This window comes from Pseudarthrobacter sp. NPDC080039 (assembly GCF_040702335.1).
Taxonomy (GTDB): Bacteria; Actinomycetota; Actinomycetes; order Actinomycetales; family Micrococcaceae; genus Arthrobacter; species Arthrobacter enclensis_A.
In genome coordinates this window covers 164,065-188,540 of record NZ_JBFBKY010000007.1, presented here as the reverse complement: position 1 = coordinate 188,540, position 24,476 = coordinate 164,065, and the positions used below count along the sequence as shown (strand labels likewise).

Genomic DNA, 24,476 nt, shown 5'->3' with positions numbered 1-24,476 from the left:
AATACTTTGGGAGTGGATCCTTAGATATCCAGGAACCTGACGTCCTTGGCGTTCTGCTGGATGAAGTTGCGGCGTGATTCCACGTCTTCGCCCATGAGGACGGAGAAGATCTGGTCGGCGGCAAGAGCGTCGTCCATGGTCACCTGCAACAGGGTGCGGTGGTCCGGGTCCATAGTGGTGTCCCACAGTTCGGTGTAGTCCATCTCGCCAAGGCCCTTGTAGCGCTGGATACCGTTATCCTTGGGAATACGGCGGCCGGCCGCCTGGCCTGCCACTAGCTTGGCGTCACGTTCACGGTCGCTGTAGACGTAGTCGTGCGGCGCGTTGGACCACTTGATCCGGTACAGCGGAGGCTGGGCGAGGTACACGTAGCCGTTCTCGATCAGCGGCCGCATGTAGCGGAACAGCAGGGTCATCAGCAGGGTGGTGATGTGCTGGCCATCCACGTCGGCGTCGGCCATGAGCACGATCTTGTGGTACCTCAGCTTGGCAAGGTCGAAGTCCTCGCCGATGCCCGTGCCGAAGGCAGTGATCATGGACTGGACCTCGGCGTTCCCCAGGGCCTTGTCCAGCCGGGCACGCTCCACGTTCAGGATCTTGCCACGGAGGGGCAGGATGGCCTGGGTTTCGGGATTCCGGCCGCGCTTGGCGGAACCGCCGGCCGAGTCGCCCTCGACGATGTAGACCTCGCATTTTTCCGGATCCTTGGAGGAACAGTCGGAAAGCTTCCCGGGCATGCCGAAGGACTCCAGCGGGCTCTTTCGCCGGGCATTGTCCCGGGCCTTCCTCGCCGCCATCCTGGCCTGCGCGGCCGAGATCGCCTTGCGGATGACATCGCGGGCAGGCCCCGGATTGCGTTCCAGCCAGTCGCCAAGGCCGTCGGTGACCACCCGCTGGACAAAGCCCTTCACTTCCGAGTTGCCCAGCTTGGTCTTGGTCTGGCCCTCGAACTGCGGTTCGGCCAGTTTGACGGAGATGACGGCGGTAAGGCCCTCGCGGATGTCATCACCCGTGAGGTTGTCATCCTTGTCCTTGATGATCCCCTTCTCCCTGGCGTACCGGTTGATGAGGGATGTCAGCGCAGCACGGAAACCTTCTTCGTGGGTGCCGCCTTCGTGGGTGTTGATGGTGTTGGCGTAGGTGTGGACGCTCTCGGAGTAGGCGCTGGTCCACTGCATGGCCATTTCCAGGGCAATCTTGCGTTCGGTGTCCTCGGTTTCGAAGGCGATGACGTCCTCGTGGACCACCTCCACCTTCTTGCCCGAGTTCAGGTGCTTGACGTAGTCCAGCAGGCCTTCGTCGTACTGGTACACCACCGTGCGGTGTTCGGCGCTGACCTCACCCTCGGTGCTGAGGTCGTCGAGGTCCAGGTCCCCGTCGGTATCCTCGGCCGCCGCGCGCTCATCCGTCAACGTGATGCGGAGGCCCTTGTTCAGGAAGGCCATCTGCTGGAAGCGGGCGCGCAGTGTCTCGAAGTCGAATTCGGTGGTTTCGAAGATCGCAGGATCGGGGTAGAAGGTCTGCGTGGTACCGGTGGTGTCCGTCTCTTCACCCTTGACCAGGCTGCCCTGGGGCTTGCCGCCGTCGGCGAACGACATGCGCCATACGTGTCCCTGGCGCCGCACTTCGGTATCCACGCGGCTGGACAGGGCGTTGACAACGGAAATACCTACGCCGTGCAGGCCGCCGGAAACCGCGTATCCGCCGCCGCCGAACTTGCCCCCGGCGTGCAGGATGGTCATGACCACTTCGACGGTGGGTTTGTGTTCGGTAGGGTGCATGTCCACGGGAATGCCGCGGCCGTCATCGACAACCTTGACTCCGCCGTCGGCCTGCAGGACTACTTCAATGTGGCTGCAGTAGCCTGCAAGTGCCTCATCCACCGAGTTGTCCACCACCTCGTAAACAAGATGGTGGAGACCGCGGGGGCCGGTGGAGCCGATGTACATGCCGGGGCGCTTGCGCACAGCCTCAAGGCCTTCGAGGACGGTGATGTCGCTGGCGCCGTATTCCCGCGGTGTGGCCGCCGCAGGGGGGGTATCAGGGGCGCGGCCATCCTCGACTGCTGTATCTGCTGCCAGAATATCTGTATTGTCGTTAGCCACAGGCGCTGCGACTCCTCTGTTCTCGATGACGGCCGGCCGGTTTCTCTTCCCAGGGAAAAGCCACCCGCCAAAAGGCACAAACTTATGGCGCCGGTGACGTGCTGACGATGGTGATCCGTTCTCCGCACACGGGAAGCGCGCGGAGAACGGACTGAAGTCAACGTTTCATCCGCGCCCAGTTATCTGCTGCTATTCTACCGCGAACAGCCACAGATCCTTGCATTCCAGGGCCTTCGCTGCCAGCGAATATGGCTGTGTGAGGCGCTGCGCCCGGCCTAGGGCGGCCCAGCGGTGCGGCCTCCGGGTGCCTATACACGCATCGGCCCCCGCAGCGCCCTACACGCCCGTGGGCCCAGTTTCAAGACCCGGGTTTTCGTCTATCCGTAAGTGTCCCGGGGGCCGCGGCCATTGACGCTGCGGCCGCCCTTGCGCCAGCTGGGTGCCGAAGGGCCCAGAACCTGGATGCTGGTCACCACGCCGTCCCCAAGCTCCCGGCGGAATTTCTCAAGCAGGCTGCTGCTCAAAAGCCTCAGCTGGGTGGCCCATGCCGTGGAATCGCACCTCACGTGCAGGGTGGTGTCGGTGAAGCTCTCGGGCGTGCAATGGGCCGAGATTTCCGGCCCCACCAAGGTGGCCCACTCCGCCATCACTGAGCCGACGGCCACGGGCGAGGTCCAGCCCCGCTCGGCCACGAGCCGGCCCACAACTTTTCCAAGGCCCAGCGGATCGCGGCCCGTGGCATGGAACTGGCTGAAGCCACGGGTGTCCCGGATGCTGCCTTTGGACTTTGCTGAGCCGGGCCGCGCCACTTTCCGCCGGACTTCGCCGCGGGCAGCCGCGGCTTCGCGCATCCGGTTCAGTGCGGCCTGCGGGGCATCGATGTTGTCTGGCTCGCGGCCGGGCCGGGGGCCGCCGCCCTGGTCACTGCTCATCAATACCTCCCGGAATGACCTTCACCCGCCGCCCGGAAAGTTCTTCCGGGATATCGGCGTCGACGGCGGCGGTCACCAGGACCTGTTCCGCGCCGGAGACTATTGCCGCCAGTTTACGCCGCCGCTGCACGTCAAGTTCGGCGAACACATCGTCCAGGATGAGGATAGGGGCCGAGCCTCCGGTCCGGGCGTCGTCCAGCATGACGTAGTAGGAGGCCAACCGGAGCGACAGGCACATGGACCAGGTTTCGCCGTGCGAGGCGTACCCCTTGGCAGGTGCCTGCCCGAGCATCAGTTCCAGTTCGTCGCGGTGGGGGCCAACCAGGGAGATGCCCCGTTCCAGTTCCTTCCTGCGGGACTCGGCGAATGCCTGCACGTACCGCTCTGTGAGTTGGTCCACCGAAAGACGGCGCAGGTCATCCTGCTCTCCCGAAGAACCGCCGCCTGGGGCGGGCTGCACGCTGCCGGCCGGGACGCCGTCGTCGTCCATCTGGTTCTGCAGCGTTGAACGGTACGTGGCGTCAGCGGGTTTGGACGCATCCGTAAGCTCAGCGTAGGCGCGGGTCAGGTGGGGGCGAAGCCGGTCCACCAGTTCCAGCCGTGCATGCAGCAGTTCCGCCCCGGCCCTGGCCATGTGCTGGTCCCACACGTCGAGCGTGGATTCATGGGCGGCCGTAAACCGGCCGGCGCGTGCCGATTTGAGCAGGGCGTTGCGCTGTTTCAGGACGCGGTCGTAGTCGCTGCGGGTGGCTGCATGGCGCGGGATAAGGCTGGCCAACAGCTCATCCAGGAAACGGCGCCGGTTGGACGGGTCTCCCTTGACCAGGGCCAGGTCCTCCGGAGCGAACAGCACCGTCTGGCAGATGCCGAGCAGGTCACGGGCACGGACGGGGTTGCTGCGGTTGATACGTCCACGGTTTGCACGGCCGGCGTTGATCTCCAGTTCAAGTACCGTGGTTTGGCTGCCGCGGACCAGCCGGGCGCGGACCAAAGCGCGCTCAGTTCCGAACCTCAGCAGCGGAGCATCGGAACTGACCCTGTGTGAGCTCAAAGTGGCCAGGTAACCAATGGCTTCCATCAGGTTGGTTTTGCCGATGCCGTTGGAACCAACCAAAACGGTGACTCCGGGGCCCAGGGTGAGGTCGACCTGGGCGTAACTGCGGAAGTCGGTCAGTGAAAGGTGTTCCAGATACACGCGGTTTTCGGCAATTCCGGGAACGCTGCCGGTTCCCTGTGGGTGCTACTTGGAAGGGCGGGTTGCGTGGCCACCGAACTGGTGGCGCAGCGCGGAAACCATTTTCATGGCAGGCGACGTGTCTTCCCTCGATGCAAAGCGGGCGAACAGTGCAGCCGTGATGGCCGGTGCGGGCACGGCGTTGGCAATGGCCTCTTCCACGGTCCACCGGCCCTCGCCGGAGTCCTCCACGTAATCATCGATCGAAGCCAGGCCGGGATCCTCGTCGAGCGCCTTGACCATGAGGTCAAGGAGCCAGGAACGGACCACTGTCCCCTTCTGCCAAGCCCGGAACGTACCCGGCAGGTCGGTGACAATGTCCTTGGCGGCGAGCAGTTCGTAACCCTCGGCGTACGCCTGCATCAGGCCGTATTCGATTCCGTTGTGCACCATCTTGGCGTAATGGCCGGCGCCAATGCCGCCAACGTGGACAAAGCTATCCGCCCTTTCGCCTTCCGGCCGCAGCGCATCAAAGACGGGCAGTGCCCGCTCGATATCTGCGGCATCGCCGCCCGCCATCAGTCCGTAACCGTTCTGCAGCCCCCAGACTCCACCGGACACGCCGCAGTCAGCGAAGCGGATGCCCTTGGCGGCGAGCAGTTCGCCATGTTTCTGGTCTTCCGTGAAGCGGGAGTTGCCGCCGTCGATGACAAGGTCTCCTGGCTGCAGCTTTTCGCTCAGGTCAGTGATCACGGCGTCCGTGATGGGTCCGGAGGGAACCATCACCCAGATGATCCTCGGGACGGGGACGGCGGCGATAAGGTCATCCACCGTGGTGACGTCGGTGACATCAGGATTGCGGTCGTACCCGGTAACCTCCAGGCCTCCCTTGCGCAGCCGCTCACGCATGTTGAATCCCATTTTGCCGAGGCCGATCAGTCCAATGTGCATGGTGGAACTCTTTTCTGCGCTAGAGGGAGGAACGGGGTTGGCGGTGGGAGCCGATGGGTGGGCCCACGCCGCCCGGGTTCCCTGGCCGAGCTTGCGAGGCAAGGGAGGCGGCGGGGACTAGTTGGGAAGGCGGACCGGCATGACCAGGTAGCGGTAGTCGTCCTGGTCCTCGCCGTCGGCGTCTGCCTGCGCGGTGATCATGGCGGGCTTGGGTGCCGTGGTGAAGGAAAACCGGACAAATTTGGTCTCGATGACGCTCAGCCCCTCGATGAGGTAATGCGGGTTGAATGCGACCGTGATGTCGTCACCTGAAAGCTGCGCCTCCAGCTCCTCTGACGCCTGCGCATCCTCACCGGTACCCGCGTCCAGGTTGAGCAGGCCAGCAGTGAAGGCAAGGCGGACCGGTGTGTTGCGCTCGGCCACCAGTGAAACACGCCGCACGGCCTCGACCAGTTCCTGTGTCTGGACTGTGGCGTGGATGGGGGTTGATTCGGGGAACAGCGAGCGGATCTTGGGGTAATCGCCATCCACCAGCAGGGAGGTGGTGGTGCGCCCCCCGCTTTCGAAACCAATGAGCCTGCTGTCGTCGTCCGACAAAGCCAGGTTGATGTCCCCGCTGTTGCCCAGGGTTTTTGCTACCTCGTTGAGGGTTTTGGCCTTGACCAGGGCACTGGTGGAGATGCCCGGGGTGACCGGCTTCCACGGCACTTCGCGCATGGCAAGCCGGTAGCGGTCCGTAGCCAGGAGCGTGATGAGGTCGTCTTCGATCTCCATGCGCACGCCGGTAAGGATGGGCAACGTGTCGTCCTTGCTGGCGGCGATGATGACCTGGGAGACAGCCTGGGCGAAAGCGTCTCCTGGGACAGTTCCACTGATGGCCGGCAACGCCGGCAAGGGAGGATATTCAGCTTCCGGCATGGTGGCCAGGTGGAAGCTGCTTCGGCGGCAGGTGAGGGTGACCTTGTTGCCATCGGTTTCAACGTCAACCGGCGCGGAAGGCAGGCTGCGGCAGATGTCGGCAAGCAAGCGGCCCGAGACCAGGATGGTGCCCTCGTCCCTGATGTCAGCGGTGATCTCAAGTCGCGCCGAGGTCTCGTAGTCAAAGCTGGAGAGGCTCACGGTTCCAGCTTCGGCCTTCAGGAGAAGGCCGGAGAGAACGGGTACCGGCGGCCGCGGAGACAAGGACCGGGCTGTCCAGGTAACGGCTTCTGCCAGGACGTCCCGATCAACTCTGAACTTCACGGAAGGGTGCCGCCTTTCATTGCTGCTGCCATGTAAACCCGGGAATTTCGCGGGGAAACTCCGGAAGAAGTTGGGCGCACCCCGGCTGGTGCATGGTCCATGAAGACGGAAACCACACGAAAACCCAGGGATGGGAGCGCTGCTGACAGCTTAGCCGGAAGAACGGGGATTAACCCATCCCCCAGGAACAGGCCCGTCCCTTCCTGGGGCCGGCAGGCCCCCTCGACGAACGGGCGGATCGATCTTGTTGTTTGAGGGATTTCAATTTTTTGGGATTCGTAGTGTTAATAACTGCTGTGGAAACTGTGGATAACCGGATCCTGCCCCACGGATCCGCGGTTAAGCCCTGTTCACGGTGTGTGCGTTACCTGGGTTTTAAACAGGGTGTGGATGGGGACAACGCAAAACGGCATTTTTAACGATCCACAGACGGCTTAAGGGTTTTAAGCCCATTAACCGCGCTTGTCCCCTTAAGTATCCACAGGCTTATCCACATACCCCTGTTAATAAGGTATAGAGTGCCGGGCCCGCTGTGGATCAGGAGTCCCGCTGCTGCTGTTTGATCCGGTTGGTCAGTTCCGTAACCTGGTTGTAAATCACACGGCGCTCCGCCATGAGTTCCCGGATCTTCCGGTCGGCGTGGATCACGGTGGTGTGGTCACGGCCACCGAGCTCCTGGCCGATCTTGGGAAGCGACATGTCAGTGAGTTCCCGGCAGAGGTACATTGCGATCTGACGCGCCGTGACCAGGGTGCGGGTACGGGACTTGCTGCAAAGCTCTTCCATGCTGAGCTTGAAGTAGTCAGCCGTCTGCTGGAGGATCTGGGCCGACGTGATCTCCTGCGCACCGTCGTCGGTGATCAGGTCCTTCAACACCATCTCGGCCAAGGCCACGTCCACGGGCTGGCGGTTCAGGCTGGCGAAAGCGGTGACCCGGATCAGTGCGCCCTCGAGTTCACGGATGTTGCTGGAGATTTTGGACGCGATGTATTCCAGGGCGTCATCCGGTGCCGAGAGGCCCTCGCTCAGTGCCTTCTTCCGGAGGATGGCGATCCGGGTTTCAAGCTCCGGCGGCTGGATGTCGGTCAGCAGGCCCCACTCGAAGCGGGACTTCATGCGGTCCTCGAACCCTGCCAACAGCTTGGGCGGCTGGTCCGAGGTGATGACCACCTGCTTGTTGTTGTTGTGCAGGGAATTGAACGTGTGGAAGAACTCCTCCAGCGTCCGGTCCTTGCCGGCCAGGAACTGGATGTCATCGATCAGCAGGACATCGACATTGCGGTACGTGGTCTTGAAGCTGGCGCCCTCATCGTCCCGGATGGAGTTGATGAAGTCGTTGGTGAATTCCTCTGAGTTGACGTACCGCACCCGGATGCCGCTATAGAGGCGCCGGGCGTAATGCCCAATGGCGTGCAGGAGGTGGGTCTTGCCCAGCCCGGAGTCTCCGTAAATGAACAGCGGGTTGTATGCCTTGGCCGGAGCTTCAGCAACGGCGACTGCAGCGGCGTGGGCAAACCGGTTGGAGGAACCGATCACGAAAGTATCGAAGACGTACTTGGGGTTCAGCCGGCCGAATTCGTGCGAAGTGCTGGGCAGCATGGGCTGAGGCTTCTGCTCGATCAACTGGTCAGGCGCGTACGCTGGTTCAACGACGGGCTCCGGCTCCTCGTGGATGGGAACCAGATCCGTGTCGACATCGATGGCACAGCGGATGTCCTCGGAGAACACGTTGTGCAGGGCATCATCGAGCGCATCCTTGACCTGGGTCTGCAGCACTTCACGCGTCAGCTCGTTGGGGACAGCCACCAGGAGGGTTGAGCCAATGAGCCCCTGCGCTTGGGCAAGAATGACAAAGCCCCGCTGACGTGGGGAAACGCGGTGGTCCTGTTCCAGCAGGCTGACAACCCGGCGCCAGGAACTTCCGACAGTATTGGCGTGGTTGGCTTCGTCTACTGTCATCAATCGGTTCCCTCAAAACTTGCCGTGCCTGCGTTGTTTGCAGCCCAAGTCCGGAACCAGGTCCTGGCCCAACTTCATCCACAGGGTTATGCACAGCCCGTGGATAATCGGCTACTGGGACACTCTAGGTGATGAAAAGCCTAGAAGATAGCTGGCTATCCGGCTGTGGATAATTACACCGGTGTGGTTCGTAAGACAGCCTTGTGAGCCACTTCATCCACAGGCTGTTGGGGATACTTAGGCACAGCTGGGGACATCCCGCCGCGGCTTCTCCGGTTTGACTCCGCCTATCGGATTGCCCTAACGTTGTGAAGTCCTTTGTGTCCGCTTTTCGGCCCCATTTGAACTTTCCAAGTGCAGTGCGCCTGGGGAGCCGGGGTAAGCGTGCACATACAAAACTTAGCGTCGGCCAGTTCTTCCCCATACTGATCGGGTGGGCGCACCTTTGATCCACTGGAGTAACTAACGTGAGCAAGCGGACTTTTCAGCCGAATAACCGCCGTCGAGCCAAGAAGCACGGCTTCCGCCTTCGTATGCGTACCCGTGCCGGCCGCGCCATCCTGGCAGCCCGTCGTGGCAAGGGCCGTACCGAACTGTCGGCCTAAATAACTGGCTTGTCGGTAGACATCCCTTTGCGAGTTTAAGGTGCTGGCCGCCCGCAACCGCTTGAGGACCTCAACCGATTTTTCAACAACTGTACGTTCCGGTGTCCGCAATGGGCGCCGGAACGTAGTGTTATATGCGGCAGCCATTGCTGCCGACGAACCGAGCCGGATCGGATTCATTGTTTCCAAGAGTGTAGGGAACGCTGTGGTCAGGAACCTCGTTAAGAGGAGACTGAGGGAAGCAGCTGCCGCCTCGCTGAGCGAGCACGGCACGGGACTCGCTGTCGTGGTGCGGGCACTTCCTGCGTCCGCCAATGCCAGCTGGGACCAGCTGCTGTCGGACTACAACGCTGCACTGGGCTCTACGCTGAGCCGGCTGGCCGGCCGCCCTTCACGGGTTGCCGCCACAGGTTCGGCCGGTACAACACAGGAGGGGACAACGCGTGCCTAACGCCACCGCCGTCGTCGCCCGTTTCCGAAAGGTGCTGGCCGCCGTCGGAAGATTCCTCTGGAACCTGCCCCGGAATATCCTCATTCTTCTGCTGATGGCCTACCGCAAGGTGGTTTCTCCCTTGTATGGCCCGGTTTGCCGGTTTTTCCCTTCATGCTCGGCGTACGCCCTTGAAGCGGTCACCGTCCATGGTGCCGTCAAGGGAAGCTGGCTGGCAGTCCGGCGCCTTGGCCACTGCCACCCATGGAATCCCGGCGGAGTGGACCACGTCCCCGCCGGGCACCGGGAATGGCCCGAGGGCCGGACCCCCACAATTGTTGTGCTGAACAATCCGGACAGGTACCTGGTTGTTCGGACTGATGAAGAAGGCCGCAGTGCGGCCTGACGAATAGGGATAAGTATGGACATCTTTGGGACAATAATCGCCCCGTTCAAGTGGCTGGTTTCGTTCATCATGGTGGCGTTCCACGACGGGCTTAGCAGCATTGGCATGCCCGCTGCGAACGGCTGGACCTGGACGCTGGCCATCATCGGGCTGGTGTTGGTTATCCGTGCCGCGCTGATTCCGGTATTCGTCAAGCAGATCAAGGCCCAGCGCGGCATGCAACTGCTGCAGCCGGACCTGAAGAAGCTTCAGGAAAAGTACAAGGGCAAGACCGACCAGCTGTCCCGCCAGGCCATGGCCCAGGAACAGATGGCAATGTACAAGAAGCACGGGACCAACCCGTTCTCCGCCTGCCTGCCCATGCTGATCCAGATGCCCTTCTTCTTCGCACTGTTCCAGGTGCTCTCGGGCATCTCGCAGGCCAAGGACCAGGGTGCCGGCATCGGGGCCATGAGCCACGAGCAGGTTGTCGAGTTCGACGCGTCAAGCATCTTCGGGGCCCCGCTGTCCGCAGCCCTGCTGCACGGCGGCGCCGGCAACGTTGCCGTCGTGGTGCTCTCAATCGTGATGATCCTGGCCATGACGGCCTCCCAGTTCATCACCCAGAAGCAGATCATGGCGAAGAACATGTCTGAAGAAGCCATGGCCAGCCCCTTCATGCGGCAGCAGAAGATGATGCTCTACATCCTGCCCCTAGTGTTCGGTGTCGGCGGCATCAACTTCCCTATCGGCGTCCTGATCTACTGGACCACCACCAACCTCTGGACCATGGGCCAGCAGTTCTTCGTCATCCGCCGCATGCCGACGCCTGGTTCCCCGGCAGCCAGGGCCCTCGCCGAACGCCGTGCCGCCAAGGGCCTGCCGGCGCTGTCCGTCCTGAGCGGCAAGCGGGATGAGGCATCCGACGCCGCCGCGGCTGCCGCAGTTGAGATCAAGGGACAGCGCGTCCAGCCCCAGCGCAAGAACAGGAAGAAGAAGTAATGTCTGCCGAGAGCACCGAGCACGCCCTTTCTGGAGAGATCGAAGATCAGGATGCTTCCGTGAACCAGGACGCTTCCGCCGCCAAAGTTTCCGCCGTCAGCCGCCTCGAGGAAGAGGGGGACGTCGCTGCCGACTACCTGGAAGAACTGCTGGACATTGCCGATATCGATGGTGACATCGACATCGAGGTCCGCAACGGCCGCACGTATATTTCCATCGTCGCCGACGAGGAAGCGGAAGGACTGGAAGGTTTGGTTGGAGAGGACGGTGAGGTCCTTGAAGCCCTCCAGGAACTGACGCGGCTTGCAGTCCTGTCTGGTACAGAGAACCGATCCCGCCTGGTCCTGGACATCAACGGCTACCGGCAGGAGCGTACCGGGCATCTGCAAAAGATCGCCGAGGACGCCGCAGCCTCCGTCAAGGAAACCGGCAAGTCCGTCGCGCTGGAACCGATGAGTGCCTACGAACGCAAGATTGTGCATGACGCCGTTGCCGATCTCGGACTGGTGAGTGAGTCCGAGGGCGAAGGCGCCGGACGCCATATTGTTGTTTCCGCGGACTAGGGAATGCTTGCCCATAATGGTTGACATCACGGCAGCAGAGCTGCGCGCCGCCGAGAAAATCTTCGGCGACCGCCTGGACCTGGCAAAGCGCTACGTCGAGCATTTGGCCACGTCGGGGACTGAACGGGGCCTGATTGGCCCGCGCGAGGTGCCCAGATTGTGGAGCCGCCACGTGCTCAACTGTGCAGTCATCGAAAGTGAGATCCCGCAGGGAAGCCACGTTGCCGATGTCGGAAGCGGCGCCGGACTGCCCGGCCTTTGCCTGGCCATCGCACGGCCCGATCTTGAACTCACCCTTATCGAGCCGCTGGAGCGCAGGGTGATCTGGCTTCAGGAAGTAGTGGACGATCTTGGCCTGGACAACGTCACGGTGATGCGTACGCGCGCAGAGCTTGCTGTGGGCCACGTGGACGCTGACGTGGTGACGGCAAGGGCCGTCTCGGCCCTGACCAACCTTGCCGGCCTCACCATTCCGCTGCTCGGTGGCCGCGGCGAAGTCGTGGCCATCAAGGGTCGCAGCGCCGGTGAGGAAATCGAAAAGGCAGCCAAAACCATCCGCAAGCTGGGTGGCGTGGAGACGTCCGTGCTCACTGTAGGCGACAACCTCCTGGAGGAACCCACCACAGTGGTCCGCATCGTGGTGGACAAGCCGCAAAAGAAGTCCTGATGCGGGCCTGCTGACGGCTGTCAGCAGGCTGGAGCAGTTAGGCTAGATAACGGCAGCAAAATTGGCTGAACGAGAGTGAGTGTGCCCCAGTGACCAGTAGTGAAGCCTCCGCACAACGGATCCCGCCGTTTGTGTCCTTGGGGTCGGCACGTTCTGTCGCTGGGTCCGGCCTCGCAGGGACCGGTATGGCCCCTGGCAGGGGTGGGAATCACCCTAAAGCGGTTTCTTCCTCCTCCCCAAGTAACGCAGTTTCACGTGAAACAACCTCTGCTGGTCGATCCAATGTCATCGACGCGATCGACGATTCCAGCCCGATTGCCAGGGAGCTTGCGCACGAGACCAAGCGTCGTGAGCGGCTGATGGGACGCCAGCTCCCTCGCCCTGAGGAAACCCGCATCTTCACGGTGTCAAACCAAAAGGGCGGGGTTGGGAAAACCACCACCACCGTAAACATCGCGGCCGCCCTGGCAGCCGCGGGCTTGAACGTCATGGTTATTGACATTGATCCCCAGGGCAACGCCTCCACCGCTTTGGGTATCGAACACCATGCGGACGTTGACAGCATCTATGATGTTTTGATCAACGACGTCCCCCTTGCTGATGTGGTGGCTCCATGCCCCGATATCGGCAAGCTGATTTGCGCGCCCGCTACGATCCACCTTGCAGGTGCGGAGATTGAGCTCGTGTCCCTGGTGGCCCGCGAGCAGCGCCTGCGCCGCGCCATTGACGTCTATGCGAAGACGCGGGAGAAGAACGGTGAGGAGCGTCTGGACTACGTCTTCATCGACTGTCCCCCCAGCCTGGGCCTGTTGACGGTCAACGCTTTCTGCGCGGCAAGTGAAGTGCTGATCCCCATTCAGTGCGAGTACTACGCTCTTGAGGGTCTTAGCCAGCTCCTCAAGAACATCGAGATGATCCAGAAGCACCTCAACGCTGACCTTGTCGTTTCGACCATCCTGCTCACCATGTATGACGGGCGCACCAATCTAGCTGCCCAGGTCGCGGCGGAAGTACGCCAGCATTTCCCCGATCAGGTGCTGTCGGCCGTCGTCCCGCGGTCTGTGCGGATTTCCGAAGCTCCGAGCTACCAACAGACGGTCATGACTTACGACCCCTCGTCGAGTGGGGCCCTGTCCTATTTGGAAGCCGCCGCTGAAATAGCGGAACGCTAGAATCTTCAATACCGCAACGCATCGGAGCCGGGCTGTACCCGGCTCTACCACTGGAGGGATTTACCCATGAGCGAAAAGCGACGGGGCCTAGGCCGCGGTCTTGGCGCACTGATTCCAAGTTCCGCCGCGTCCAATGGTTCCGGGAACAGTGGGGCGGTATCGCGGCCTGTGGATTTGTTCTTCCCGGAAGGCCGTCGAAAGACGGACCCGTCAGAGCAGGTGCCGGCAGACACTGAGGATGCAGCAGTAAAGGCGCCGGACAGGGAAGCGGACGTTCCCGCTGCCCGTTCGTCTTCAGCCAAGTCTGCCGACTCAAAGTCAGTCCCAGGAAAGGGCAGTGACGAGAAGAAGCCCGCTTCCACTGCTCCGGTGAAAAAGACAGCTGCGCGAGAGTCCTCGCCGGCCAGCCCGGTCGGCCCCAAATCACCTGTTGAAGCGGACCCGGCCACAGAGGTTCCCGCTGTTGCGCAGCCTTCGGATGTTCCGAGCCCTTCCGAGCCGATCGTTGAGGAAGGGAGGTCCGGTGACTCGGGCGTTGAGCTTGTTGAAGTTCCCGGTGCACGGTTCGCTGAGATCCCCGTGGCCGACATCCACCCGAACCGGAAACAGCCCCGGAATGTCTTCGATGAGGATGACATGGCTGAGTTGGTGCACTCGGTCCGCGAAATTGGCGTGCTGCAGCCAATTGTTGTCCGTACTTCAACCGAATCCGGTAGTGAATCCTATGAACTTGTTATGGGTGAACGCCGGTGGCGCGCTGTCCAGGCTGCAGGGCTCGACACCATCCCGGCGATTATCCGTGACACCACCGATGACGACCTCCTCCGCGACGCGCTGCTGGAGAACCTCCACCGCAGCCAGCTGAACCCCCTGGAAGAGGCTGCAGCGTACCAGCAGCTCCTCGAGGACTTCGGTACAACCCACGAGCAACTGGCGGACCGTATCGGCCGTTCACGGCCGCAGGTGTCCAACACACTGCGTCTCTTGAAACTGCCCCCGCTTGTGCAGCGGCGGGTTGCAGCGGGAGTGTTGTCCGCGGGCCACGCCCGTGCACTTCTTTCGCTCCCTGATGCCGCCGCAATGGAGCGACTGGCCCAACGGATTGTGGCGGAAGGCATGTCCGTGCGGGCCACCGAGGAAGCCGTGACGCTTTACCAGGATCCCGCCAAGCCGGCCAAGAACAACATCCCACGTCCGGGTGCGCGGCACGAACGCCTGGACTACCTCGCGTCCTCGCTGTCAGACCGGCTTGATACCAACGTAAAGATCTCGCTCGGAGTCCGTAAGGGCAAGGTCAGCATTGAATTTGCCAGCGTAGAGGACCTTAACCGCATCATGGACGTTCTAGCGCCTGGTTCTACAAACTAGTACCTCTCCTGAGGCCCCGTTCACGACGAGCGGGGCCTCTGGTGTTTCTGCTGCCATTCTCAGAGTTTCCCGTTCATGGGTTCGAGTGGCCACAAACTTGTGGCTGGGTTGTCTGTGGCAGTCACATCGGCTTTGCTGATGCATGCTTTATGGGCGTCTTCCTGCGAATGCTGTCGAATCGACGTCGCGAGATGGTGCGCATGTTCTTGTCTGCGCTTTAGAGCGCCGCCACGATTGGCGGGGACTTGCCGATCCCCTCACTCCTGAGACAGCTTTCGTGGGAAAGCGAGCGTTTTTCTGCTTGAATATCACTAGTAGCGAGTGTCGCACTGCGGTTTTTCGGGCGTGGAGGCTCAGTCGGGCTCGGCCGCATTTCGGTGCGGGTGAAATGTGCAACTGACTGTCCCCGTCCCGTCCAGGTACGTTTCACGTGAAACGGTTCGTGAGCCCCGGTACAACAAAGAGGTTATGCCCTGGGTAGGGCGTCGCAGCCCATCGAGTCACACTTCCTACGCGATTCTCAGTCCTTCGGCAGCTGCTGCTGCGTTTTATGGCCCTCCTAGGCAAATTCTAGCTTTCGACGGGGATAGATCCCTTCAGCAGTCAAAGCGGAACTAATTGAGGGACTGTCTGCGATAGCTGGCGATCTGCTGTACCTCCCGAATCGAATACTAGGACGCTGGTTTGCCCATATTGTGGGCCGCCGCCTCCAATCGGTGGTGAGGTGAGTAGTCGCCAAGGGCGTCCTATGCCTATTGCCCTTCAACCACATCAGAGACCGATCATGGCGCTTCCCAGCTTGGGGCATGTGATTCCGGACGGGACGTTGCGGCTAGCGCCAAGTTGTGGGGTGGATTAGTGCGTGTCAACGGTGTTTGAATGATACCGGTCCCGATGTCTTGCCGCGCGGTGGTTGAGTCTACTCCGGAAATCCGCCACACTCCGTGGGCCGGTACCGCGCAGACGTCCACGTAAAGCATGGTGGGTCCTCGCGGTGTAGGTTTCGGTTCATCCTGATGAAAGTTATCCCCTGCCTATCCCGTGGGCGGGATATGTCCGGTGGGGTTTATCCGACGGAGGGGCATGCCGGATTCCCAGCCCTGAAAGTGGAGTGTTTCACGTGAAACCTTAGCTCGCGATGGGGTAGCAGGGGAGCTCCTTTCATGGGCAAACTTCTCCGCCGGCTTCTCAGGGGGTCATGCCGCAGACAGCGACGATGCTCCGCGGCTTCGCGTGAAACGGACTATCCGGCCGATCGCCCCGGGCCCGGTGCGATGAAAGTTGAGGTGACTGTGAGACTCCCCTTAGTCTTGGTTCTGGTAATTCCCGTTGGACCGTGACTCCCGGGCACGTTCGACCCCTAAACCCCGCCGCGGCGTAGCCAAGCTCTTTGATAGTTGGCGGGGACGAATGTCTAAGGTGGGGAAAGACAATACTCGCACAGGCAAACGGCAGCGACGCTTGGTGGTAGCCACGGGTGCACCTGAAGTGAGATGCCCGTGACTCCCCCTGTTTGGGATTGCGCGATGGGAATCCCAAGCGGCCGTAGTACTGCAGTCTTCGCAGTGGATGCCAGAATTCTCGATGTGGAGTCGAGCACGTACGGCGGCGGGAGTGGGTGATCCGGGTGCAGAGGGCGCTCCCCCGGCGCTCCTGATCACAAATGAACTTTATGGCCCTGGGCCCGGAACAGCGTCTCTGCCGACGGACGTCATCGATTCGTCGAGGAACGATCGCCTGCCCTTCGCGGCATTGCTCCTACGTGCGATAAGGCCGACGCGAGCTCGCATACGGAAGGGACGACCGACCATGCGATGGTGGATTACGCTGCAGCGCCCGTGCTGGCCCGTGGGCGTGCCTGCAGGAGCCTCAGCCAAAAGCAAGCCCCGCGCCCCCATTGGAGGGCTGAAGGTGAGGTGGATAACCCTGTGGATAAGACTGTGGATATTCAGGCGCAGCGGCTGTGGATTTTCCGCCCACCGGGCATCACTGGCCGACGCTGTTCGGCGTTTACCGTTCGCAGTCACCCTGTGCTTGCAGCTTCGGTGGCTGGGTTTCACGTGAAACATTTGCCCCTAGTCGGCCAGCACTGTCAGATACGTCTGGCTCTGGAGCAGTTGTCACCTGTAAACGGATGAGCGCGCACTAGTTTGGTGCTCAAACGAGCACTCGGACGACATAGGCGCGCGCTGGGAGGAGCGTAGCGAGGTGTAACTTGAACTGGTCATTACGCTTTCGCGATGCAGGCCACTCTGCACGGTAGGGGGTTGGCGGTACGCAGGCTTGTGGATAACGGTGTGGATATCTCGGCAAGCGCCTGTGGATAAAAGTGTGGATAGAAGTCGCCTGGATTGGATGGCCAAGTTGATGTCGGGGGCGTTATCGCCTGGATTTCAAAGAAACCCCGGGTCCCACTGTGGCTGCGAGTTCCTCCGGCGATTGCGCTCCCTCCCCCGCCTTCCCCCGCGACTATGTCCGCTTCGGGATGTACTGCGTTCGCTTGGGCGCGACCGGGTGGCCGGCTTGGCCGCCACAAAGTGGGAGCCTAGTGCGTCGATTCGATCGCTGGGTGGCAGCGCCAATGCCCACGAGTCCCATGTCTTGCCCCTTGCCCCTTGCCCTCGCAGCGCGGTGGCGCACCCCGTCCACGCTGTACCGCGAAAGGTATGGCGATGGTTTATGAAGTCGCAGCGCAGCTTGATGCAAGGCCGGACAATGCTTTAGTGGTTGCCACAGCAACTATGGGCCACCGGTCCCGTTATTGGTCCAAGCTGGATATGACGGGCACTCGCTCCCGGAACCCAAGGAGATGTCGGACAGGACCGGCTCCCCCGATGCCCCTTTTCTGCGGAGCCAGTATTGGGGTCCAAGACACACGGGAATGTTTCACGTGAAACGTGATCTTCTCCCGGGGTCAGTGTGCACTCGATAATTTCCCAGTTGGTCATCGCCCGGGATAGACCGGCACACATGCAAACGGATGGGGTTCGCCGTGGGTACGTAGCAGCAGGCGTTGACTAAATTCAGCAGCCGCCCTTCCCCTAGTGACGGCCGCCCGATAGTGGATCTTCGAGCTATGTCAGGACCAAGGCCTAGCGCCTACTTAAGCTCTTTAGGTGATGTTTCATATTGTTCACTTCAAGAAGGGGCCCAATCCATGCAAAATGCCGCCTTGGCGGTTGGGCTTTCTGCTGCTCAGCGCAGGCTGCAGAAGTCAGCTCAAATCGCAGCTGTTTCACGTGAAACAGGATCACCCGAGTGAACGTTGGGATTACCAGAGTCCTCGATACTTCGTGCGAAGCGGCGCGAATCCATGGTCTCTCACTTCGCGGTTCTACGCGTTGGAGGTTTGTGCGACCAACTGTTGACCGGGGCTGCGCGGGAGATGTCGTGGATCGGTCCTTTATTGATCCACAGGGGTCGCGCCGGATGATCGTCGTCTCCAGATCTCAGCTGGACAGCAGTTTGGCCAGACGCGCCCAACCTCTGTTTCACGTGAAACAGATCTGAACATCGCCTCACGCGCACGGCACCCCTCCCCATATCGGGCCGGCGCGAGTTGTCCAAGGAAGGGCACGTACAGACATAGCAAAGAGGCGGCCACATCCCTGGGGGAAATGACCGCCTCTTTACTGCTGCAGACCGCTGCTCCCCTGCGGGGGGACGTTGATCAGGACAGGACGTCAGAGAATTCCTTCTCGAAGAACTGCTTCGGCTTGGCGCCAATCACCGTGTTCTTCACTTCTCCACCCTGGAAAAGATAAACGGCAGGGATGGAGGTAATCCCATACTCGGCAGCGATGGCAGGGTTATCGTCTACATTGACCTTGACGACGTCCACTTTTTCGCTGTACTCGACGGAAATTTCGTCCAAGATAGGGCCAAGTTTACGGCAGGGACCGCACCACTCTGCCCAGAAGTCAACAATAACGGGCTTCTCGGAAGAAAGTACATCCGTGTTGAAACTGGCGTCAGTTACATCTTTAGCGTTGCTCATAACCTTATCTTTCTCTTCGGATAATAGCGGCACAGTCTGGTCAGGACTGCAGGTCTGCCAAGTAGTGCTCAACATCAATGGCGGCCACACAACCAGAGCCTGAGGCCGTGATTGCCTGGCGGTAGGTTGGATCGACCACATCGCCGGCAGCGAAAACACCGGGGAGGCTGGTCCTGGAACTTCGGCCCTCCACCGCGATGGTCCCCGCTTCAGTCAGTTCGAGCACGTCTTTGACGAGGTCGGTACGTGGATCGTTGCCGATGGCGACGAAAACACCCGTCACTGCAAGGTCGGACAAGGAGCCGTCCAGGAGGTTCTTCAAACGGAGACCGGTTACCTTGTCGGTCCCCAATACATCGTCCACGGTACTGTTCCAGATGAACTTGATCTTGTCATGCGCCAGTGCCCTGTCCGCCATGATCTTGGAGGCCTTGAGCGAAGCGCGACGGTGGACTACCGTGACCGACTTGGCAAACTTGGTGAGGAAGAGGGCCTCTTCCATGGCGGAGTCACCGCCGCCGATGACTGCAATGTCCTGGTCTTTGAAAAAGAAACCGTCACAGGTTGCGCACCAGCTGACGCCGTGTCCCGAAAGCCGCTTCTCATTGGGCAGGCCCAGCTCCCTGTACGCCGAGCCCGTGGACAGGATGACTGCCTTGGTCCTGAAGCTCTCCCCCGTGGCGATCGTGACAGTCTTGACCGGGCCCTCCAAATCGACGCCGGTTACATCTTCGAACTGGATTTCAGTGCCAAAGCGTGCGGCCTGCTTCTCGAAGTTTTCCATGAGGTCCGGACCCATGATTCCCTCCGGGAACCCCGGATAGTTCTCCACGTCCGTGGTATTCATCAGCTCGCCGCCTGCGGTCACAGACCCAGCCAACAGTAGAGGCTTGAGGTTTGCCCTGGCGGTGTAGACAGCTGCTGTGTAGCCCGCCGGGCCCGAGCCCACAATGATGACGTCGCGAACGTCTGACGCCGTCTTTTCTTCGATGGTCACTGACCGTGAACCTCTTCCTTATCCGACTCGCCCCACCGTGGAGGCCGGGCACATGTGACAACTATGTCCGTATGCTGAATATTCCAACGCCCGGGCACGGTGCACCACTGGGCAAGGCCGAGGACCGGCCGCCGCGGGACGCACTTTCCAGAGTACATACCTGCCGCGTATGAACTCACGGCAGCAGTGATCTGCTGCAGTCAGATGTGCTGGGGGAAGGAGGGGCTACTGGACCTTGATTTCAGCCAACCGGATGCCGTAGCCGTAACGGGTTTTCGGAGCCGCCAGCTTGGGGAGGGAGTTGATCGAGATAATTACATACTGTGCCTGCACGGGTTCCGCCAGGGGCATATTGAGGTCCGTCGAGGTGAAGCTGTTGGAGCCCACAACCTTGGCACCGTCGGTGGAAGGCTTGTCATTGGTGGAAACCGTGATGTTGCCGCCGGATCCCCCCAGCTGTGAAAGTGTGATGGACGAAATAGTGGACGGGCTCTTCAGCTTCACCACGAGCGGGACGCCCTGCGGGGCCAAGCCACCCCAGTTCTCCGTGGCAAACTCCATGTCGGACCAGTAGCTGGCCGCATTGCCGTCGTACGCCTTGACCAGGTCGCCATCAAAGGTGGCTGCGAAATCGAAGTTACCTTGCCGGGTCACGCTCTCGATGACGGGCGGAACTACGGGCGGTTTTGACGGAGCTGCCTGCGTTGCCGGTGCAGAAGCCTGCGCACCGTTGGTGGTGGCCGGAGCTGCCGGAGGGTTGGCCTGGGGTTCTGATTTGAAGAGGCTGCCCAGGTTGGTGACGGCGAAGATCAGGCCAGCGATCAGAACTACAGCCAGAAGTCCGCCTACCAGCCACCGCATGGACCGGGGCTGCCTTTCGGGCTCGTCGTGGTCGTCTTCGTAATCATCGCGGTCTGCGAAGGAGACCCCTGCTGCGGCGGGTGCTGCCGCACGGGCGAAGAGAGCGGATTTACCCTGGACCGGGCGTACCTCCTGCGGGGCGTCCTCATTGTCCCCGTAGTGGTCCTGGTCCATGGTCTGCGCGTAGTCGTCCTCGGACCACAGGGAAACCTTCGGCTTCTGTTCGTGCGCGGACGGTTGCGCGGACGGCTGGGCCTGGGTGGACGGGTCTGACCGAACGGCCGGCTGGGCCTGGGTGGCAGCAGCAGCCGTGTCGTTGGGCCCCGTGTCCACGTCTGCGGAGCCTCCCCGCGGGGAGGGCGATGCAGCGCCCTCCGCTATGGGCTGGGCGGCGGTTGCGTCGGGATCAACCCGGGACGCACCGGATCCTGCCTTGGCACCAGCAGAAAGGCCAGCAGCCGAACCAACTGAGGCCGCAGCACCGCCAACGGCGGCAGGCCCGGCAGCTGCCGCAGCCGCGGAACCGGTACGGCCCTGCGTGGAAACCTGTGGAGCCGGCTGCCGGGCAGCGGGACGATCGGCGGCCCTGGGCGGCAGGGGCGGAGCGGAAGGGTAAGGATCAACCTGGCTGGGGTGTGAATCGGCGTAGTTGATGTAACCAGCCTCGACGTGGTCTTCCTCGTCGTAGGGCTCAGGCTCGTGCGACCGCGGCTGGCCAAAAATTTCACTGCCCAGGGTGTCCGTGAAGAAGGGCTCCACGTAAGGCGGATTGGGTGCGACCACCAGGTCCAGCAGATCCGCTGCGGATGTGTGGTTGGTGATGAGGTAGGTGGCATCCTCAGTAACGCCGAGGTCCAGGACCTGCACAGTCCCGGGGCGTTCGCCGGTGGCAACCTCGCGGGCGCTCTGGGCAACCTGTTCAGTGTTCTCCGGTCCGGCAACCAGGATGCTGACCGGGCGGTTGAGGACCTGGTCCACACCGTCCAGCACCAGATCGTGGTCATGCGAGGTCAACACTGTGGCGGTGACCTTGTAGCGGCCGCCCAGTACTGATCCGACATCGATCGGGTTGGACACGTGTTCCTCCTAGACTGTCCGGGATTGCCGGCCTCGATGATGCAACCGCCGTTCAGGCGCCGCGGACGGCCCACCCTGAATGCAACTACCCCTGTACCTGTTCGATCCTAGCCGATCCGCCCCGCGCGGCTGTGGAGAAGACGGGCACCGGAGTCACTTTTTGCGCTGGCTCCGGGACTTGAAATACGGGTTTTCCCCGGCCTTCCCCTGGTACGTGCGGCGCCCAGGAAGCGGAATTTGTTCGCTGAGCAGGCCCCCACGTGCCGTGCTGGGCTGGTCCTCACCCGGCAGGTAGGCGCCATCGTCACCGTCCTGCGCGCCGGCGTCGTACGCTTCCGGACGGCGGGCACCACGCTCCGGATCCGGCCCCGCACGGAAGGAAACGGCATCAAATTCCCCGGAGATCCGGGGAATCAGGCCAGTGTCCACGGACGTTGTGGCACGTTCAGGACGCTGCCCGCGGTCCCCGTCCGCTCCGTTGGCAGGAGCGGACGACGGCGCGTCCCCGGCTTCCGGTGCAGGCGCCCCTCCGCCGCGGCCAAGCCTGCCCAGCAGGGGCCGGAGCATGTCGCTGAGCTCGGAGACGCGGAAAAGCCTGAGGAGGACAAAGTAGACGGCCAGCATGACGGGCCCGACCACGACGAGCGTCACGAGCGCAGTAATCCGGTTCTGCCACGCGAAGCCGTTCGGGTTGTAGCTGCCCATCAGCCAGAGCGCGCCCGCCCCGGCAATCGCAGATCCCAGTGCCGCGTAGCCCATCCGGATGTATGAGTTGGCAATCCGCGCGCCGTCCAGATGGCCCAGCATTCGCCGCAGGAAGAACGCGCTGATGACCACGGAGAGGATGTTGCCCACCATGTAGAGGATGGCGATGGCGTAGATGATCTGGCCTACAGGCAGGAACTGGATGGCGAAGGCACCGACTACGTAGACCACCGCGAGCAGCAGCTGCACATAGAAGGGGGTGCGGGCGTCCTCGTTGGCATAGAACACCCGGGACATCATGAAGTTGGCGCTCATGAAGGGCGTGCTGAGGGCCAGGATGGTGAGCGTCTGGGCGAGCATGACCCCGTCCTGCCTGCTGCCGCCAGAGAAGAACATGCCCAGCGGACCGGCCAGGGCAAACAGGGCCAGGGCGCCGAACACGGTGGCTACGGCCATGGTCCGCAGTCCGTGCGACAGGGCGTCGCGCAGTTCGGCACGGTTGCCTTCCTGCGAGGCACGGGTCATCCGGTTGAACAGCACGGTGGCCAGGGACAGGGCAATAATCGAGTGCGGCAGCAGGTACAGCTGGCTGGCCACCTCAAGGACCGCGTTGCCCGGAAGGGTGTAGGCGGAGGGGTCCCCCGCCTCCTGCAGCCGGATGCGTTCGGCGCCTGGAATGGTGGCAATGCGCATGACGTACAGGAAGGCCAGTTGCCCGACGGCGGCCGTCAGGAGCGTCCACACGCTCAGCCGGGCGGCGTGGCCCAGTCCCACGCCGCGCCAGCCGAACCTGGGCCGTAGTCCGAGCTTCAGCCGGAAGACCGGGACCAGCAGGATGGCGGTCTGGGACAGTACGCCGATGGTGGAGAACCCGGCCACCAGCAGTGTCTGGCTCGATCCCCAGTTATCGATTGTGTGGGCGTTGGCCTCGTTTGTGCCGAAGATCCAGATGAACATGCCCAGCCCTGCGATGGCGACCACGTTGTTCAGGATGGGCGCCCACATGGCGGGGCCGAAGGCACCGTTGGCGTTCAGCACCTGCGTCAGCAACGCGTAGAGGCCGTAGAAGAAGATCTGTGGCAGGCACCAGAACGCGAAGGTGACGGCCAGGGCCTTTTGTTGCGGTGAGTAGCCCTGGGTTGTCAGTTCGATGACCCCTGGGGCCGCCAGGGTGACCAGCGCCGTCAGGCCGAACAGGAGCAGGACAGCCAGCGTCAGCAGCCGGCTGATGTAGTCCGCTCCCCTGTCCGGAGCCTTGCTCGCCTTGATGATCTGCGGGACCAGCACGGCGTTGAACACGCCGCCGGCCACCAGGAGGAAGATCAGGTTTGGCAGGTTGTTGGCGTTGATGAACGTGTCATTGACCGTGGAGCCAAGGCCCAGGGCGGTGCCGAGCATCCATGTCTTGCCGAAGCCCAGGAAGCGCGAAACCAGCGTGCCGGCAGCCATGATGGCGCTGGACCGCGTCTCGCTCACGCCTGTGGCGGCGGGCTGGGAAACGTCCGGAGCCGCCGGCTCCGGGGGCACGCCGTCGGGCGCCGCGTCATCGGGCCGGCTGGACCGGTCGGAAGGGAAGTTGGTAGCTGACATCGACTTCATCGTCTCACCCGTGCGCACATAACACCGCAATGACGACGGGGGCGTCCGGGCTTAAAGGTGCCCGGGCAGGACTTCGCGGGCCAGGTCCGCGATGCGGCGTTCGTTGGGGAAGGACAGCTTCCGCGCCAGCTCCTGGATGGGCACCCAGGCCACATCCACGGCTTCCTGGTCGGGGTCGTTCTCAATGGTGAGTTCGCCGCCCGTGGCCCGCAGGAGGTAATGGTGCACTGTCTTGTGGACCCGGTGGCCACTTACCGTGAACCAGTAGTCGATGCTGCCCAGTGGCGCCAGGATGACGCCCTCGATGCCCGTTTCCTCGGCAATTTCCCGGACAGCGGCCTGTTCGTTGTTTTCCTCGCCCTCCGGGTGGCCCTTGGGAAGGCACCACTCGAGGCGTCCGCCCCTGTTAAGGCGGGCGATGATCGCCACCCTCAGTTCGGCGTCGGATGTGTCCACCACAACGCCGCCGGCGGAGACTTCCTCCACTGTGGGCAGCGACGCCGGCGCCGATTGCTGGGCAGGGGCAACGTGCGCCCCGATTGCCGACGGCAATGGTGCGTTTGTCCTCCTGCCTGGAGCGCTCGGTACTGGATGGGCCATGAGGTCCACTCTAACGACTGTTGCCCTCCCGTGATGACCGGAACATGACACCAACATGGACGGGATATGACGTACTTTCCGGAAG

At 62.1% G+C, this 24,476-nt stretch carries 19 protein-coding genes; 8 read left to right on the top strand and 11 right to left on the bottom strand.

The annotated features are described in order from the left end of the window. Positions 1-20 precede the first annotated feature (20 nt). The 6 genes from gyrB to dnaA all read right to left on the bottom strand — a co-directional run bounded on the left by gyrB (position 21) and on the right by dnaA (position 8,363). Positions 21-2,105, bottom strand: coding sequence for a DNA topoisomerase (ATP-hydrolyzing) subunit B (gene gyrB / locus AB0313_RS10850; RefSeq protein ID WP_307305027.1), 2,085 nt, complete (start codon positions 2,103-2,105; stop codon positions 21-23). A 377-nt stretch (positions 2,106-2,482) separates the two neighbouring features. After that, entirely contained in the window at positions 2,483-3,037 is a 555-nt protein-coding gene (locus AB0313_RS10845; protein WP_141944805.1) for a DciA family protein, read from the bottom strand. Beyond that, positions 3,027-4,232: a DNA replication/repair protein RecF gene (gene recF / locus AB0313_RS10840; protein ID WP_307305022.1), complete on the bottom strand. Its 1,206-nt coding sequence runs from the start codon at positions 4,230-4,232 to the stop codon at positions 3,027-3,029. Before recF ends, AB0313_RS10845 begins: the two co-directional genes overlap by 11 nt. 45 nt (positions 4,233-4,277) lie before the next feature. Continuing rightward, on the bottom strand, positions 4,278-5,162 hold the full coding sequence (gene gnd / locus AB0313_RS10835; RefSeq protein ID WP_307305019.1) for a phosphogluconate dehydrogenase (NAD(+)-dependent, decarboxylating): 885 nt from the start codon (positions 5,160-5,162) through the stop codon (positions 4,278-4,280). A gap of 117 nt (positions 5,163-5,279) precedes the next feature. After that, positions 5,280-6,404, bottom strand: a complete 1,125-nt coding sequence (dnaN, locus tag AB0313_RS10830; protein ID WP_141944811.1) for a DNA polymerase III subunit beta — start codon at positions 6,402-6,404, stop codon at positions 5,280-5,282. Positions 6,405-6,941: 537 nt separating this feature from the next. Further along, positions 6,942-8,363 carry a chromosomal replication initiator protein DnaA gene (gene dnaA / locus AB0313_RS10825; protein WP_018769876.1) on the bottom strand — a complete coding sequence of 474 codons (1,422 nt, stop codon included), beginning with the start codon at positions 8,361-8,363 and terminating at the stop codon, positions 6,942-6,944. 467 nt (positions 8,364-8,830) lie between these two features. Here dnaA and rpmH point away from each other — a divergent pair, with 467 nt between their 5' ends. The 8 genes from rpmH to AB0313_RS10785 all read left to right on the top strand — a co-directional run bounded on the left by rpmH (position 8,831) and on the right by AB0313_RS10785 (position 14,555). Continuing rightward, entirely contained in the window at positions 8,831-8,968 is a 138-nt protein-coding gene (gene rpmH / locus AB0313_RS10820; protein WP_003800212.1) for a 50S ribosomal protein L34, read from the top strand. A 40-nt stretch (positions 8,969-9,008) separates the two neighbouring features. Then, a complete protein-coding gene (gene rnpA, locus AB0313_RS10815) occupies positions 9,009-9,419 on the top strand; it encodes a ribonuclease P protein component (protein WP_366305480.1) in 411 nt (136 codons plus the stop codon). Next, positions 9,412-9,804 (top strand): membrane protein insertion efficiency factor YidD, encoded by a 393-nt coding sequence (gene yidD, locus AB0313_RS10810; protein WP_174237556.1) that lies wholly within the window; start codon positions 9,412-9,414, stop codon positions 9,802-9,804. Before rnpA ends, yidD begins: the two co-directional genes overlap by 8 nt. Positions 9,805-9,819: 15 nt before the next feature. Continuing rightward, positions 9,820-10,785, top strand: a complete 966-nt coding sequence (gene yidC / locus AB0313_RS10805; protein ID WP_141944815.1) for a membrane protein insertase YidC — start codon at positions 9,820-9,822, stop codon at positions 10,783-10,785. After that, positions 10,785-11,348 (top strand): R3H domain-containing nucleic acid-binding protein, encoded by a 564-nt coding sequence (locus AB0313_RS10800; RefSeq protein ID WP_366305477.1) that lies wholly within the window; start codon positions 10,785-10,787, stop codon positions 11,346-11,348. Before yidC ends, AB0313_RS10800 begins: the two co-directional genes overlap by 1 nt. A gap of 16 nt (positions 11,349-11,364) precedes the next feature. Next, complete coding sequence (rsmG, locus tag AB0313_RS10795) at positions 11,365-12,015, top strand: 16S rRNA (guanine(527)-N(7))-methyltransferase RsmG (protein ID WP_141944819.1); 651 nt, start codon at positions 11,365-11,367, stop codon at positions 12,013-12,015. Positions 12,016-12,104: 89 nt separating this feature from the next. Continuing rightward, positions 12,105-13,187, top strand: coding sequence for a ParA family protein (locus AB0313_RS10790; protein ID WP_307304994.1), 1,083 nt, complete (start codon positions 12,105-12,107; stop codon positions 13,185-13,187). 66 nt (positions 13,188-13,253) lie between these two features. Next, the gene (locus AB0313_RS10785; protein ID WP_366305475.1) at positions 13,254-14,555 is read left to right on the top strand and encodes a ParB/RepB/Spo0J family partition protein; all 1,302 of its coding nucleotides are present in this window, start codon (positions 13,254-13,256) and stop codon (positions 14,553-14,555) included. Between the two features lie 3,670 nt (positions 14,556-18,225). Here AB0313_RS10785 and trxA read toward each other — a convergent pair. The 5 genes from trxA to AB0313_RS10760 form a co-directional block, all read right to left on the bottom strand. Continuing rightward, the gene (gene trxA, locus AB0313_RS10780; protein ID WP_141944823.1) at positions 18,226-18,552 is read right to left on the bottom strand and encodes a thioredoxin; all 327 of its coding nucleotides are present in this window, start codon (positions 18,550-18,552) and stop codon (positions 18,226-18,228) included. 40 nt (positions 18,553-18,592) lie between these two features. Next, the gene (gene trxB, locus AB0313_RS10775; RefSeq protein WP_307304982.1) at positions 18,593-19,549 is read right to left on the bottom strand and encodes a thioredoxin-disulfide reductase; all 957 of its coding nucleotides are present in this window, start codon (positions 19,547-19,549) and stop codon (positions 18,593-18,595) included. A 225-nt stretch (positions 19,550-19,774) separates the two neighbouring features. Then, positions 19,775-21,487, bottom strand: a complete 1,713-nt coding sequence (locus AB0313_RS10770) for a discoidin domain-containing protein (protein WP_366305472.1) — start codon at positions 21,485-21,487, stop codon at positions 19,775-19,777. Positions 21,488-21,640: 153 nt separating this feature from the next. Further along, positions 21,641-23,782 (bottom strand): murein biosynthesis integral membrane protein MurJ, encoded by a 2,142-nt coding sequence (gene murJ / locus AB0313_RS10765; RefSeq protein WP_366305470.1) that lies wholly within the window; start codon positions 23,780-23,782, stop codon positions 21,641-21,643. A gap of 60 nt (positions 23,783-23,842) precedes the next feature. Next, the gene (locus AB0313_RS10760; RefSeq protein WP_141946659.1) at positions 23,843-24,343 is read right to left on the bottom strand and encodes an NUDIX hydrolase; all 501 of its coding nucleotides are present in this window, start codon (positions 24,341-24,343) and stop codon (positions 23,843-23,845) included. Positions 24,344-24,476 lie beyond the last annotated feature (133 nt).

Bases quoted from the DNA above. Each gene is read 5' to 3' on its own strand.
- AB0313_RS10845 (WP_141944805.1), bottom strand. From the start codon at position 3,037: ATGAGCAGTGACCAGGGCGGCGGCCCCCGGCCCGGCCGCGAGCCAGAC.
- gnd (WP_307305019.1), bottom strand. From the start codon at position 5,162: ATGCACATTGGACTGATCGGCCTCGGCAAAATGGGATTCAACATGCGT.
- dnaA (WP_018769876.1), bottom strand. From the start codon at position 8,363: ATGACAGTAGACGAAGCCAACCACGCCAATACTGTCGGAAGTTCCTGG.
- yidC (WP_141944815.1), top strand. From the start codon at position 9,820: ATGGACATCTTTGGGACAATAATCGCCCCGTTCAAGTGGCTGGTTTCG.
- AB0313_RS10800 (WP_366305477.1), top strand. From the start codon at position 10,785: ATGTCTGCCGAGAGCACCGAGCACGCCCTTTCTGGAGAGATCGAAGAT.
- rsmG (WP_141944819.1), top strand. From the start codon at position 11,365: ATGGTTGACATCACGGCAGCAGAGCTGCGCGCCGCCGAGAAAATCTTC.
- AB0313_RS10785 (WP_366305475.1), top strand. From the start codon at position 13,254: ATGAGCGAAAAGCGACGGGGCCTAGGCCGCGGTCTTGGCGCACTGATT.
- trxA (WP_141944823.1), bottom strand. From the start codon at position 18,552: ATGAGCAACGCTAAAGATGTAACTGACGCCAGTTTCAACACGGATGTA.
- murJ (WP_366305470.1), bottom strand. From the start codon at position 23,782: ATGTCAGCTACCAACTTCCCTTCCGACCGGTCCAGCCGGCCCGATGAC.